8 protein-coding genes are annotated in these 14,004 nt (G+C 65.1%); all 8 read right to left on the reverse strand.

Translation table 11 applies throughout. The features are described 5' to 3' along the window. Nucleotides 1-2: 2 nt before the first annotated feature. Nucleotides 3-1,640 carry a beta-galactosidase BglA gene (bglA, locus tag JG743_RS24760; protein ID WP_202293449.1) on the reverse strand — a complete coding sequence of 546 codons (1,638 nt, stop codon included), beginning with the start codon at nucleotides 1,638-1,640 and terminating at the stop codon, nucleotides 3-5. Further along, nucleotides 1,640-3,649 carry a glycogen debranching protein GlgX gene (glgX, locus tag JG743_RS24765; protein WP_202293451.1) on the reverse strand — a complete coding sequence of 670 codons (2,010 nt, stop codon included), beginning with the start codon at nucleotides 3,647-3,649 and terminating at the stop codon, nucleotides 1,640-1,642. Before glgX ends, bglA begins: the two co-directional genes overlap by 1 nt. 202 nt (nucleotides 3,650-3,851) lie before the next feature. Further along, the gene (locus JG743_RS24770; RefSeq protein ID WP_202293453.1) at nucleotides 3,852-5,480 is read right to left on the reverse strand and encodes an alpha-D-glucose phosphate-specific phosphoglucomutase; all 1,629 of its coding nucleotides are present in this window, start codon (nucleotides 5,478-5,480) and stop codon (nucleotides 3,852-3,854) included. A gap of 3 nt (nucleotides 5,481-5,483) precedes the next feature. After that, a complete protein-coding gene (gene glgA / locus JG743_RS24775) occupies nucleotides 5,484-6,929 on the reverse strand; it encodes a glycogen synthase GlgA (RefSeq protein ID WP_202293455.1) in 1,446 nt (481 codons plus the stop codon). A 23-nt stretch (nucleotides 6,930-6,952) separates the two neighbouring features. Then, nucleotides 6,953-8,218, reverse strand: a complete 1,266-nt coding sequence (gene glgC, locus JG743_RS24780; protein ID WP_202293457.1) for a glucose-1-phosphate adenylyltransferase — start codon at nucleotides 8,216-8,218, stop codon at nucleotides 6,953-6,955. A gap of 36 nt (nucleotides 8,219-8,254) precedes the next feature. After that, a complete protein-coding gene (gene glgB / locus JG743_RS24785; protein ID WP_202293459.1) occupies nucleotides 8,255-10,468 on the reverse strand; it encodes a 1,4-alpha-glucan branching protein GlgB in 2,214 nt (737 codons plus the stop codon). 148 nt (nucleotides 10,469-10,616) lie between these two features. Continuing rightward, nucleotides 10,617-13,079 carry a glycogen/starch/alpha-glucan phosphorylase gene (locus JG743_RS24790; protein WP_202293461.1) on the reverse strand — a complete coding sequence of 821 codons (2,463 nt, stop codon included), beginning with the start codon at nucleotides 13,077-13,079 and terminating at the stop codon, nucleotides 10,617-10,619. Between the two features lie 141 nt (nucleotides 13,080-13,220). Then, nucleotides 13,221-14,003 carry an ATP-binding cassette domain-containing protein gene (locus JG743_RS24795; protein ID WP_202293463.1) on the reverse strand — a complete coding sequence of 261 codons (783 nt, stop codon included), beginning with the start codon at nucleotides 14,001-14,003 and terminating at the stop codon, nucleotides 13,221-13,223. Nucleotide 14,004: the final 1 nt, after the last annotated feature.

Raw genomic sequence — 14,004 nt, forward strand, 5'->3', positions numbered from 1 at the left:
GATCAGCCTGCGCGTCCGATCAGAAAACCCAGCGGCGGCAAGGACAGCCCATCCTCCTGAATCGCCGCGCTGGCACCGACGTCGATTGCTTCAATTGGCCCCAGATCCGGCGGCAAGGGCAAAACAGCCAGCTCGTCGGCGAAGTTGAAGGCGCAGACCAGCCTTTCGCCGTCAGCCTCGCGGATGAAGGCAAGGACATCGCCTTCGGTGTCCAGAAAGCGGATCGACCCTTTGACCAGCCCGGGGTGCCGCTTGCGCAAGGCGAGCATTGACCGGTAGGCGGCAAGCACCGATCCTTCCTCGCCGTTCTGGACGTCCACGGCTCGGGCGCGGTGGCTTGCCGGCACTGGCAGCCAGGGCTTGCCCGTCGTGAAGCCGCCATTGCCGGCGCCCGCTTCCCAGGCCATCGGCGTGCGACAGCCGTCCCTGCCCTTGACGCCCGGCCAGAAGCGGATGCCGAGCGGATCGCGCAGATCCTCGAAGGTGAGTTCAGCTTCCTCCAGGCCGAGTTCCTCGCCCTGGTAGAGGCAGATCGAGCCGCGCAGGCACGACAACAGCGCGATCGAGAATTTCGCCACCGCGTCCGGGTCGCCGCCCGGCCGCGTCCAGCGGCTGACGTGGCGTACCACATCGTGGTTGGAGAACGCCCAGCAGACCCAGCCGTCGGCGACGGTGCTTTCGAATGCCTCGACGCAGCCGCGTATGTGCGCCGCCGAGAATTGCGGCCCGAGCAGGTCGAATGTGTAGCACATCTGCAGCCTGTCGCCGCCGGAGGTGTAGGCGGCGAGCGTTCGCAGCGAGCGGTCCTCGTCGCCGACCTCGCCGACCGCGGCGCGGTCCTGGTATTCGTCGAGCAGCGCGCGGAAGCGGCGGAGGAAGTCGAGGTTCTCCGGCCGCGTCTTGTCGAACAGGTGCTCCTGGAAGGCATAAGTGGTGGTGGCGCCGTTGGTGCCGGCGACACTTTCAGCCAGAGGCGGGTTGTCGCGCAGCCAGCGGTCATGGAAATAGTAGTTGACCGTATCCAGGCGGAAGCCGTCGACGCCGCGCTCGAGCCAGAAGCGCACCGTGTCCAACACCGCGTCCTGAACCTCCGCATTGTGGAAGTTGAGGTCCGGCTGGGCGGCGAGAAAATTGTGCATGTAGTACTGCCGGCGGGTGGCGTCCCATTCCCAGGCCGGCCCGCCAAACAGCGAGAGCCAATTGTTAGGCGCGTTGCCGTCCGGCCTGGCATCTGCCCAGACGTACCAGTCGGCCTTCGGGTTGTCGCGGCCGGCGCGGCTCTCGACGAACCATTCGTGCTTGTCGGACGAGTGGGAGATCACCTGGTCGATGACGACCTTCAGGTCGAGCCGGTGCGCCTCGGCGACCAGCGCGTCGAAGTCCTCCAGCGTGCCGAACATCGGATCGACGTCGCGATAATCCGAGACGTCGTAGCCCATGTCGGCCATCGGCGATTTGAAGAAGGGCGACAGCCAGATGGCGTCGACGCCGAGCGAGGCGACATGGGCGAGCCTGGCGGTGATGCCTTTGATATCGCCGCTGCCGTCGCCGGTCGTGTCCTGGAAGGAGCGCGGATAGATCTGGTAGATGACGCAGCCGCGCCACCATTCGGCCCCGCGCCCCGCAGTGTCGTCAGCCATTATTTCTCCTTCCGGATGCGCGCCCTGCCGCCGGCCTTGCGCTCGATCATGAATACCACCGTCCGTCCCGGCACCGGTCGCGACAGGTCGACGCCGCCATCCGCTGCCTCGATGGCGGGATGCCAGCGGAAGCCCGCACGTTCCGGCAGGGTGAAGACGCATTGGCGACGGTCGCCATTGACGATGACCGCGAGGCGGTCATCGCCGGCGCCGCCAAGCACCATGGTGAGGCGGTGCCGCCGCGCATCGTTCCAGTCCGTCTCACCGAGTGTCGCGCCGGATTCGGTCAACCAGTCGACGTCCGGGATGTCCCGACCACCTGCCGGCATCCCGATCAGGAACCGAGTGTCCGATAGTGCAGGGAAGGCACGGCGCAGTGCCGAGAGCGACGAGGCGTACCGTTCCAGCGACCGGTCGCGGCCGGCCCAGTCGAGCCAGGTTGTGGCGTTGTCCTGCGCATAGGCGTTGTTGTTGCCCTTCTGCGTGCGGCCGAATTCGTCGCCCGCCGTCAGCATGATGGTGCCGCGCGAGGCGAACAGCGTGGCGAGCAGCGCGCGCTGATCACCGAACCGCGCCTCGGCGATAGCGGCATCCAAAGTCTCGCCTTCGACGCCATTGTTCCAGGACAGGTTGTCGCTATGGCCGTCGCGGTTCTGCTCGCCATTGGCCTCGTTGTGCTTTTCCTCATAGGCGACGAGATCTGCCAGTGTCATGCCGTCATGCGCGGCGATGAAATTGACCGTACGGCTCGTCCCCTGCCCGGCCTTGGCGAAGACATCGGACGAGCCGGCAAGCCGGGTGGCCAGCGCGCCGACCATGCCGGCATCGCCGCGCCAGAAGCGCCTGACATCGTCGCGGTAGCGGTCGTTCCATTCGAGGAAGGGCGGGGTAAAATTGCCGAGCTGGTAGCCGTCCGGTCCGATATCCCAGGGTTCGGCGATCAGCACCCGGTCGGCCAGCACCGGATCGCCGGCGATGGCCTGAAGCAACGGCGCCGCGGGGTCGAACGCGCCGTCCGCCCGGCCGAGAACCGTAGCGAGGTCGAAGCGGAAACCGTCGACGCCGGCATGGCGGACAAAGTGGCGGAGAGTGTCGAGCACCATTTCCCGGACGACCGGATGATCGCAAGCGATCGTGTTACCGGTCCCGGTGTCGTTCACCAGCCTGCCGTCCGGTTCGTGCCGGTAGTAGGCTTGGCTGTCGAGGCCGCGCAGCGACAGTGTCGGGCCGAAGCGGTCGCTCTCGCCGGTGTGGTTGAAGACGAGGTCGAGGATGGTGCCGATGCCGGCCTTGCGCAAGGCGGCGACCGTGTCGCGCAATTCGGTCAGGCCGCCCGGCGCCAGGCGCGGGTCCAGCGCCATGAAGGTGACGGGATTGTAGCCCCAGGCATTGTGGAGCCCGAGCGGCGGCAGATGCCGCTCGTCGATCGACGCCGTTATCGGCATCAGTTCGACGGCGGAGACGCCGAGCTTTTGCAGGTGCTCGATGACGGCCGGATGGGCAAGTGCCACAATCGTGCCGCGCTGCGCTTCGGGAACGTTTGGATGCAGCCTGGTGAAGGAGCGGACGTTGAGCTCATAGATCAGGCCGCCGGGCTGGAACACCGGTGGTTGGGCTGGCAGCGGCGGCGGCAAGGCGCGCGCCACTGTCTTCAGCATCAGCGGGGCTGTATCGGTGCCTTCGTTGCGTTTGGCGGCTAGTCGCCAGTGGTACTGGTACGGCCTGTCGATCTCGATGGCATAGGGATCGGCAAGCAGCTTGTCCGGGTCGAACCAGAGACCGCGCTCGGGTGCGTAATCGCCATCGGCGCGAAAGCCGTAGCGCGTGCCGGCGGCAAGGCCGGCAACGAACAGCGCATGCACCCCCTCGCCTTCAGGCAGGAGTTCGAGCCGGTCGATCTCGCGGGAGCCTGTGGCGTCGAAGATCGAGACCCAGAGGCGCCGCGCCGACGACGACCAGGCGGCGAAGCGGATGCCATCGGGGGTTATGGTTGCGCCGAGTTGGGTCATGCGCGCGCCTCCCCTTCTCCCCTTGTGGGAGAAGGTGGATCGGCGCGCAGCGCCGAGACGGATGAGGGGTGGGTGACGGAGTGAGGCGTCCATGATCTGGACGTGGGTTCGCGCCAAGCTGGAGCACCCCTCATCCGACCGAGCTTCGCTCGGCCACCTTCTCCCACAAGGGGAGAAGGGAGAACTGCGCTCACCGCCAGCCTCAAGTAATCACGCTCGGCTTGTCGCGGCCGGTGTGGCTCTTGATCCCGGCGATGTCATCGGCGGCGGCGATGAGGTCGGCCAGCGCCTCCTGCGTGTCGAGATCGTGCCTTGCCTTGTCCGGCTCGTAGCGCTCGATGTAGACGCGTAGCGTCGCACCTGACGTGCCGGTGCCGGAAAGGCGGAAGACGACGCGCGAGCCGCCTTCGAACAGGATCCTGATGCCCTGGTTCTTGCTCACCGAGCCGTCGACCGGATCGAGGTAGGCGAAGTCATCGGCGTTGGCGATCTTCAGGCCGCGCACGCTGGTGCCGGGCAGCGAAGCGAGCTTGGCGCGCAGCTCGTCGACCAGTCTATTGGCGCGCTCGGTCTCGACTTCCTCATAGTCGTGGCGGGAATAGTAGTTGCGGCCGTAAGTCGCCCAGTGCTCGGTGACGATCTGCTTGGCGCTCTCGCCGCGCACGGCGAGGATGTTGAGCCACAACAGCACCGCCCACAGACCATCCTTCTCACGCACATGGTTGGAGCCGGTGCCGGCACTTTCCTCGCCGCAGATCGTCGCCATGCCGGCATCGAGCAGATTGCCGAAGAACTTCCAGCCGGTCGGCGTCTCGTAGATGCCGATGCCGAGCTTTTCGGCGACGCGGTCGGCCGCGCCGCTGGTCGGCATCGAGCGGGCGATACCCTTCAGGCCGTCCTTGTAGCCCGGCGCCAGATGCGCGTTGGCGGCGAGCATCGCCACCGAGTCCGACGGTGTGACGAAAATGCCCTTGCCGATGATCAGATTGCGGTCGCCGTCGCCGTCGGAGGCGGCGCCGAAGTCCGGCGCGTCCGGCCCCATCATCTCGTCGTAGAGATGCTTGGCATGCACCAGGTTCGGATCGGGATGATGGCCGCCGAAGTCCGGCAGCGGCTTGAAATTGCGGCAGGTGCCGCTGGGCGCACCGAGCCGGCGCTCGAGAATTTCCTTGGCATAGGGGCCAGTCACCGCATGCATGGCGTCGAAGCGCATGCGGAAGCCATATTTGAAATTGGCGCGGATGGCGTCGAAGTCGAACAGGCTTTCCATCAGCTCGGCATAGTCGGTGACCGGGTCGATCACCTCGACCGCCATGCCGCTGGCCTTGACGGTGCCGATCGTGTCGATGTCGATCGCGCCGATGTCGGCGATCTTGAAGCTCGAAATCGTCTTGGTCTTCTCGAAGATGGCGTCGGTGATCTTCTCCGGCGCCGGGCCGCCATTGCCGGCGTTGTACTTGATGCCGAAATCCTCGTGCGGGCCGCCCGGATTGTGGCTGGCCGACAGGATGATGCCGCCGAAGGTCTTGTATTTGCGGATGACGTTGGAGGCGGCCGGCGTCGACAGGATGCCGCCCTGCCCGACCATGACCTTGCCGAAGCCGTTGGCGGCGGCCATGGCGATGGCCGTCTGGATGACCTCGCGGTTGTAGAAGCGGCCATCGCCGCCGATCACCAGCGTCTTTCCTTCAAAACCTTCAAGCGCGTCGAAGATCGACTGGATGAAGTTCTCGGCATAGTGCTCCTGCTGGAACACCGGCACCTTCTTGCGCAGGCCTGAGGTGCCGGGCTTCTGGTCAAGATAGGGTTTGGTGGGGACGGTCCGTATCATGCTTCAGGCAACCCTTTTCGAAAGCAGCAGGCGATAGAGTTCTACATATTTCTCGGCGCTCTTGTCCCAGGAGACATCGGCCTTCATGCCCTGGCGCTGGATCGACGCCCACGCGGTGGGGTTGGCATGCGCGCTGACCAATCGGTGTATGGCATGGACGAGCGCGCCGCCATTGTTCGGCGCGAACTGGAAGCCGGTCGCCACACCGGCCGACATCGCCGCCTCGTTGGCATCGATGATGGTGTCGGCAAGGCCGCCGGTGCGGGCGACGACCGGCACGCAGCCATAGCGCAGGCCATAGAGCTGGGTCAGTCCGCAGGGCTCGAAGCGCGATGGGATGACGATTGCGTCGCAGCCGCCCTGCATGATGTGGGAGAGCGCCTCGTCATAGCCGACGACGACGCCGATGCGGCCGCGATGGCGGGCGGCGGCGGCAAGCAGTGCGCCTTCGAGGCCGGCATCGCCGGAGCCCAGGATGGCGAGGCGCGCGCCGGCCGCGACGATGCCGTCGACGACGGCCGCCAGTATGTCCATGCCCTTCTGCCAGGTCAGGCGGCTGACGACGCAGACGATCGGGCTGTCGTCGTGCTCGAGGCTGAAGCGTTCCTCGACCGCAAGCCGGTTCGGCTGCCGCGCATCGAGCGTCGCGGCCGAATAGCGGGACGCCAGGAGCTTGTCAGTCTCGGGATTCCAGATGTCGACATCGATGCCGTTGACGATGCCATGGAGATCGATGGCGCGCATGTTGATCAGGCCGTCGAGACCCATGCCGAATTCCGGCGAGCGTATCTCCTGCGCATAGGTCGGGCTCACCGTGGTGATCGCCCAGGCAGCCTGCAGGCCGGCCTTGAGGAAGCCGACGCCGCCGTAATATTCGACGCCGTCGAGCGCCATCGCCACCGCCGGCAGGCCGAGCTCGCCGAAGATGCCGGCGCCGAACTGGCCCTGGAAGGCGAGGTTGTGCACGGTGATCAGCGACGGCACGCCGACCGCCTTGCCGTAGCGCATATAGGCGAGCGCCATCGCCGACTGCCAGTCATGGGCGTGCACGATGTCGGGCTGGTAGCCGGAGATGGCGCCGCCGGCGATGTCGCCGCCGACCTGGCTGAGCGCCGCGAAGCGCCGCCAATTGTCCGGCCAGTCGGCGCCAGTGGCATTGCCGTAGGGGCCGCCCGGGCGATCGAACAGATGCGGCGCGTCGAGCACGAAGAGGTCGAGCCCGGCGATCTGGACGGCATGGACGGAGGCCTTGCCGCCCTGCAGCAGCGGATACTGGTAGACGGCCTTCTTTTTCTTGAAGGCCGCCATCACCTGGGGATAGCCGGGGATGAGCGTGCGCATGGCGACGCCCTTGCCAGCCAGCGCGATCGGCAAGGCGCCGGTCACGTCGGCGAGCCCACCGGTCTTGATCAGCGGGAAGATCTCGGGCGTGACCGACAGAACCTGCATGCGCTTAACCGATCCAATCCTGCCTATAGCTTCAGCTTGTCGATCATGTCCTGCGTGACGAGGCAGATGCCCTTCTCCGAGACGCGGAAGCGCTTGGCGTCGAGGACGGGATCCTCGCCGACAACCAGCCCTTCCGGTATGCGCACGCCATGGTCGATGACGACACGCTTGAGACGCGCGTTGCGGCCGACATGCACGTCCGGCAGCATGACGACTTCTTCCAGCGTCGAATAGGAATTGATGCGCGCACCGGTGAAGATCAGGCTTCGCTTCAGCGAAGCGCCGGAGACGATGCAGTCGCCCGAGACCAGCGAGGAGACGGCAGAGCCGCGCCGACCATCCTCGTCATGCACGAACTTGGCCGGCGGCTTCAATTCGGCATAGGTCCAGATCGGCCAGTCGCGGTCGTAGAGGTCGAGTTCGGGGGTGATGTCGGTCAGGTCGATATTGGCTTCCCAATAGGCGTCGACGGTGCCGACGTCGCGCCAATAGGCCTCGTTCTCGGCCGTCGAGCGCACGCAGGATTTGGCGAAGCGGTGGGCGATCGCCTTACCGTGCTGGACGATATGGGGGATGATGTCCTTGCCGAAGTCGCGGCTTGAGCCGGGCTCGGCGGCGTCGCGGCGCAGCTGCTCCATCAGGAACTTGGTCTTGAACACATAGATGCCCATCGAGGCCAGCGCGAAGTCCGGCTTGTCGGGGATGCCGGGCGGGTCGGCGGGCTTTTCGATGAAGGAGATGATGGTGTCCTTGGCATCGACATGCATGACGCCGAAGCCGGTCGCTTCCATGCGCGGTACTTCGAGGCAGCCGACGGTGACGTCGGCATTGGCGTCGACATGCTGGCGCAGCATCAGCTCGTAATCCATCTTGTAGATGTGATCGCCGGCGAGGATGACCATGTATTCCGGGCCATAGGCCTCGATGATGTCGATGTTCTGGTAGACGGCGTCGGCCGTGCCTTCATACCACTGCGTTTCCGAGACGCGCTGGCTGGCCGGCAGGATGTCGAAGCTCTCGTTTCGCTCGGGCCGCAGGAAGTTCCAGCCGCGCTGCAGGTGCCGAATCAGCGAATGCGCCTTGTACTGGGTGGCGACGCCGAGGCGGCGAATGCCAGAGTTCAGCGCATTGGACAGCGCGAAATCGATGATGCGCGTCTTGCCGCCGAAATAGACCGCGGGCTTGGCGCGCCGGTCGGTCAATTCCTTGAGTCGACTGCCGCGTCCGCCGGCAAGCACATAGGCCATGGCATCGCGCGCCAGAGGCTGGGTTCTTCTCGTGTCTGCCATATTTTACCCTCCCAAATGTCTGGTGCGGACCATGGCTCAGTCCGCGACAAGTTCGAGCATGATCGTCGACAGCGGCGGCAAAAGCATCGTCGCCGAGACGCCTCCACCTTCCTCCCGCGCCTCGACAAGGCCACCGTTACCCTTGCCCGAGCCACCATAGTCGGCAGCGTCGGTGTTGATGATCTCGCGCCACTTGCCGGCCTTCGGCAGCGGCACGCGGTAATTGTCCCGCGGCACCGGCGTGAAGTTGGAGATGACGGCGATCGGATTGCCATCGGGCGCGCTGCGCAGCCAGGCGAACACCGAATTCTCGCTGTCGTCGACGATCAGCCAGGAGAAACCCTCCGGCTCGCAGTCGCGCCCATGCAGCGCCGGACGCGAGCGATAGAGGTAGTTGAGATCGCGCACCACCTGCCAGACGCCACGATGCGGAGCGTAATCGAGCAAGTCCCAGTCGAGCGCGCGCGCCTCGCTCCACTCGCGGCGCTGAGCGAATTCCTGGCCCATGAACAAGAGCTTCTTGCCGGGATAGCCCCACATGAAGGCGTAATAGGCGCGCAAGGTCGCGAATTTCTGCCAGTCGTCGCCTGCCATCTTGCCCAGCAGCGTGCCCTTGCCGTGCACGACCTCGTCATGGGACAGCGGCAGCACGAAATTCTCGGAGAAGGCGTAGACCAGGCCGAAGGTGATGTCGTTGTGGTGGTGCTTGCGATAGATCGGCTCCTTGGAGAAATACTCCAGCGTGTCGTGCATGAAGCCCATGTTCCACTTGAAGCCGAAGCCCAGCCCGCCCTCATGCACCGGTCGCGACACTTTCGGCCATGAGGTCGATTCCTCGGCAATGGTCACCACGCCGGGATGGTGGCCGTAGACCTCCTTGTTCATCTTCTGCAGGAAGGCGACCGCCTCGAGGTTCTCGCGCCCGCCCTTCTCGTTGGGGATCCATTCGCCGGCCTTGCGCGAATAATCGAGGTAGAGCATCGAGGCCACCGCGTCGACGCGCAGGCCATCGACATGGTATTTCTCGGCCCAGAACAGCGCATTGTTGACCAGGAACGACACCACCTCGCGGCGGCCGAAATTGTAGATCGCGGTGTTCCAGTCCGGATGAAAACCCTGGCGCGGATCGGCATGCTCGTAGAGCGCGGTGCCGTCGAATTTCACCAGGCCGTGCTCGTCGACCGGGAAATGCGCCGGCACCCAGTCGAGGATGACGCCGACGCCGGCGCGATGCGCGCCGTCGACGAAACGGGCAAAGCCGTCGGGATCGCCGAAGCGGGCCGACGGCGCATAGAGGCCGGTGGTCTGGTAGCCCCAGGACGGGTCGTAGGGGTGCTCCGAGATCGGCAGGAACTCGATATGGGTGAAGCCGATTTCGGCGACATAAGGGATCAGCCGTGCGGCGAGTTCGTCCCAGCTCAGGAAGGTGCCGTCATCGCGAAGCTGCCAGGAGCCGGCATGGACCTCGTAGATCGAGATCGCCTCGCGCCTCGGATCGGCATTGCGCCAGAACGCGCGGTGCGCGTCGTCGCCCCACTCATGCGCTATCGGCGGCGCCGTCACCGATGCGGTGGCCGGGCGCAGCTCCGACTCGAAGGCGAACGGATCGGCCTTGAGTGGTAGCCGCACGCCGTCGGGGGCGATGATCTCGAATTTGTAAGGCCGGCCGGCGCCGATATCGGGGATGAACAGCTCCCAGATGCCGGTGTCGCGGCGGTCGCGCATGGTGTGGCGGCGGCCATCCCATTCGTTGAAAGCGCCGACCACAGAGACGCGCTTCGCATTGGGCGCCCAGACGGCGAAATGCACGCCGGTGGCGCCCTCATGGTCGATGACATGGGCGCCAAGCTTGTCGAAGAGCCTGAGATGCGAGCCCTCGGCGATATAGTAGTCGTCCAGCGGACCGAGCACCGGGCCGAAGGAATAGGGATCGGTCAGCCACCAGTCGCCCCCGGCGTTCCTGGCATGATAGCGCAGCGGCTGGCGCTTCCTGAGCGTGAGCTTGCCCTCGAAGAACCCGGCATCATTGCTGCGCGACAGCTCGCCGGCTTTCTTGCCGGTCAGCGTGTAGGCGGTGACGAACTCGGCGTTCGGCACGAAGCAGCGGGCGACAAAACCCTTGCCGGCCTCATGCACGCCCAGAACGGCGAAGGGATCGCCATGCGTGCCGGCGACGATCGCCGCGACATCGCCGGCTGGCGCCAGTCCGTCCGGCCCGCTCGTCGCAGCGGTCGCGCGCGGCTTCCTCATCAGGCGGTCGCCCTCCCTGGGCACTCGTACTCAAATTCCAGCGGAGGTCCGAATTTGACATCTGCATTGCCGCCTGGTCCTGGATCGGTCGCAGATGTCAAACTCACTCCACTAGGGGCCACGTTGTTCGTGGCCTCATGCAATCATATCAGACGGGCACGTTCCAGATTTCTTTCGCATATTGGCGGATCGTGCGATCGGAAGAGAACCAGCCGACGCGGGCAACGTTGCGGATTGCGCGGGCGTACCAGTCGGGACTGTTGCGCCAGACGGTGTCGACGTCGCGCTGGGTGGCGGCGTAGGTGTCGAAGTCGGCCGCCACCATGAACCAGTCGGTGCTGTAGAGCCCGTCGATCAGGGCACGGTAGCGCCCGGGATCGTCAGGCGAGAAGACGCCCGAGGAGACGGCGGCGAGCGCCTGCGAAAGTTCCGGCGAGGATTCGATCACCGCGCGCGGATTGTAGCCATTGTTGCGCCGCTCGGCGACCTCGGCGGTCGTAAGGCCGAAGATGAAGATGTTGTCGTCGCCGACGCACTCCTTGATCTCGACATTGGCGCCGTCCAGCGTACCGATGGTCAGCGCGCCGTTGAGCGCGAACTTCATGTTACCGGTGCCGGATGCTTCCATGCCGGCGGTCGAAATCTGCTCCGACAGATCGGCGGCCGGCATCAGCACCTCGGCCAGACTGACATTGTAGTTCGGCACAAACACGACCTTCAGCAGGCCGCGCACCGCCGGGTCGCGGTTGATGACCCTGGCGACGTCGTTGGCGAGTTTGATGATCAGCTTGGCGTTGTGGTAGCTGGGCGCGGCCTTGCCGCCGAAGAACTTCACGCGCGGCATCCAGTCACGCTCGGGATGCGAGCGGATCTGGTCGTAGAGCGCGACGGCTTCCAGGATGTTGAGCAGCTGGCGCTTGTATTCGTGGATGCGCTTGACCTGGATGTCGAACAGCGCCGAGGGGTCGAGCTTGATGCCGAGCCGGTCGGCGACCAGATTGGCGAGCCTGGCCTTGTTCGACCGTTTCACCGCCGCGAACTTCTCGCGGAAGGTGGCGTCGCCGGCAAGCGGATCGAGCCCCTTGATGGCATCGATATCGTCCAGGAAGCGGTCGCCGATCGCCTCGCGGGCTAGCGCGGTGAGGCCGGGATTGCACTGGATCAGCCAGCGCCGCGGCGTGATGCCGTTGGTCTTGTTGTTGATGCGGCCGGGATAGAGCTTATGGAGATCGGCGAACACCGTCTCCTTCATCAGCTCGGTGTGCAGCGCCGACACGCCGTTGATCGAATGCGAGCCGACAAAGGCAAGATTGCCCATGCGCACGCGGCGATCGCCGTTCTCCTGGATCAGCGAGATGCGGCTGATCTGCTCGCCAGAGAACTTGTTGGTGGCGCGCGCCTCGAGCAGCACTTCCGCGTTGATGGCGTAGACGATCTGCATGTGGCGCGGCAAAAGCCGCTCGAACAGCGGCACCGGCCAGCTTTCCAGCGCCTCGGGCAGCAGCGTGTGGTTGGTGTAGCCAAAGGTGCGCTTGGTGATGTCCCAGGCCTGGTCGAAATCCATGCCGTGGACGTCCATCATGAGCCGCATCAGCTCGGGCACGGCGATCGCCGGATGGGTGTCGTTGAGATGGATCGCCGCCTTGTCCGGCAGCGACTGCAGGTCGCCATATTGGCTGAGATGCCGCTGGAGGATGTCCTGCAGCGAGGCGGTGGAGAAGAAATACTCCTGGCGCAGCCTGAGCTCCTGCCCGGCCATGTGGGAATCGGCGGGATAGAGCACGCGCGACAAGGCATCGGCCTTGTTGCTTTCGGCGAGCGCGCCGATGTGGTCGCCGGCGTTGAACTTGTCGAGCAGGATCGGGTCGATCGGCATGCCGGACCACAGTCGCAGCGTGTTGACGCGGTTTGCCCGCCAGCCGGCCACCGGCGTATCGTAGGCGACGGCCAGGACATGCTCGGTCGGCTTCCAGACGTGCCGCTCCAGCCTTCCGTCCTTGGAGGTGATCGATTCCACCGAGCCGCCGAAGCCGACCTCGAAGGAGCGCTCGCGCCGCTCGAACTCCCAGGGGTTGCCGTGGTCGAGCCAGGTTTCCGGCAACTCCACCTGCCAGCCGTCATGGACCTCCTGCCGGAACATGCCGTTGGCGTAACGGATGCCGTAGCCGTGCGCCGGAATGCCGACGGTGGCCATGCTCTCCATGAAGCAAGCGGCAAGCCGGCCGAGGCCGCCATTGCCGAGCGCGGCATCGGGCTCCAGCCCGGCGATGAGGTCGAGATCGACGCCAAGCGTGCGCAGCGCCTCGCGCATGTTCTCCATCAGGCCGAGATTGGAGAAGGCATCGCGCATCAGGCGGCCGATCAGGAATTCAAGCGACAGGTAGTAAACGCGCTTTTCCTGCTGGGCGTAGGCCTCCTGGGTGGCCTGCATCCATTGATCGACGACGCGGTCGCGCACGACCTTGATCGAGGCTGTCAGCCAGTCGTACTGGGTGGCGACGTTGGTGCCCTTGCCGACCCTGTATTTCAGGGCCAGCAAGACCTCGTCGGCGAGCGTCTTGGGATCGGGGATTTCTAGGGTGGGAGCTTCGGATGTCATCGCGCTTGTCATGTCGCCTCTCGTGCGGTTGCCATGATCATACCGGCTTTCACCGTTCCTCCCAGCCCATCCTACTGCATTGCAGCATATATTCAATCGATTTAGATCGACAAGCCACCCGGCTCCCCTGCGGCAATTTACCGTCGAGGCGGATCAGGCGGCCAGCGCTTCCTCCGGCGGCTTCTTCGCGCCGGTCATCAGGGCGACCGCGTCCGACATGGAAATCTGCTTCGGATCGACGACGCAAAGGCGACGTCCAAGCCGGTGGATGTGGATGCGGTCCGCGACCTCGAACACATGCGGCATGTTGTGCGAGATGAGCACGATCGGCAGGCCGCGTTTCTTGACGTCGAGGATCAGCTCCAACACGCGGCGGCTTTCCTTGACGCCGAGTGCGGCGGTCGGCTCGTCCATGATCACGACTTTGGAGCCAAAGGCGGCGGCACGCGCCACCGCGACGCCCTGGCGCTGGCCGCCAGACAGCGTTTCCACCGCCTGGCTGATGTTCTGGATGGTCATCAGGCCAAGTTCGGTGAGCTTGTCACGGGCGCGCTTTTCCATCGCCGGACGGTCGAGCATGCGAAACCAGCTGCCGAGCGGGCCGGGTTTGCGGATCTCGCGGCCGAGGAACATGTTGTCGGCGATCGACAGCGCCGGCGACAGAGCGAGGTTCTGGTAGACGGTCTCGATGCCGGCTTCCCGAGCCTCCATCGGCGACTTGAAGGCAACGGGCTTGCCTTCAAGCCGGATTTCACCTTCGTCAGGCGCGGCCGCGCCTGAAATCGCCTTGATGAGCGATGACTTGCCGGCGCCGTTGTCGCCGATCACCGCCAGGATTTCGCCCGGATAGAGGTCGAAATCGGCGTTGTCGAGGGCGGTGACACGGCCATAGCGCTTGGTAAGTCCGCGCGCGGTGAGGATGGGTTCCTGGGTCATG

Source organism: Mesorhizobium sp. 131-2-1, from assembly GCF_016756535.1.
Taxonomy (GTDB): domain Bacteria; phylum Pseudomonadota; class Alphaproteobacteria; order Rhizobiales; family Rhizobiaceae; genus Mesorhizobium.

Coding starts and splice junctions, on each gene's coding strand:
- JG743_RS24795 (WP_202293463.1), bottom strand. CDS start 14,003: ATGACCCAGGAACCCATCCTCACCGCGCGCGGACTTACCAAGCGCTAT.
- glgB (WP_202293459.1), bottom strand. CDS start 10,468: ATGAGGAAGCCGCGCGCGACCGCTGCGACGAGCGGGCCGGACGGACTG.
- JG743_RS24790 (WP_202293461.1), bottom strand. CDS start 13,079: ATGACAAGCGCGATGACATCCGAAGCTCCCACCCTAGAAATCCCCGAT.
- glgC (WP_202293457.1), bottom strand. CDS start 8,218: ATGGCAGACACGAGAAGAACCCAGCCTCTGGCGCGCGATGCCATGGCC.
- glgX (WP_202293451.1), bottom strand. CDS start 3,649: ATGACCCAACTCGGCGCAACCATAACCCCCGATGGCATCCGCTTCGCC.
- glgA (WP_202293455.1), bottom strand. CDS start 6,929: ATGCAGGTTCTGTCGGTCACGCCCGAGATCTTCCCGCTGATCAAGACC.
- bglA (WP_202293449.1), bottom strand. CDS start 1,640: ATGGCTGACGACACTGCGGGGCGCGGGGCCGAATGGTGGCGCGGCTGC.
- JG743_RS24770 (WP_202293453.1), bottom strand. CDS start 5,480: ATGATACGGACCGTCCCCACCAAACCCTATCTTGACCAGAAGCCCGGC.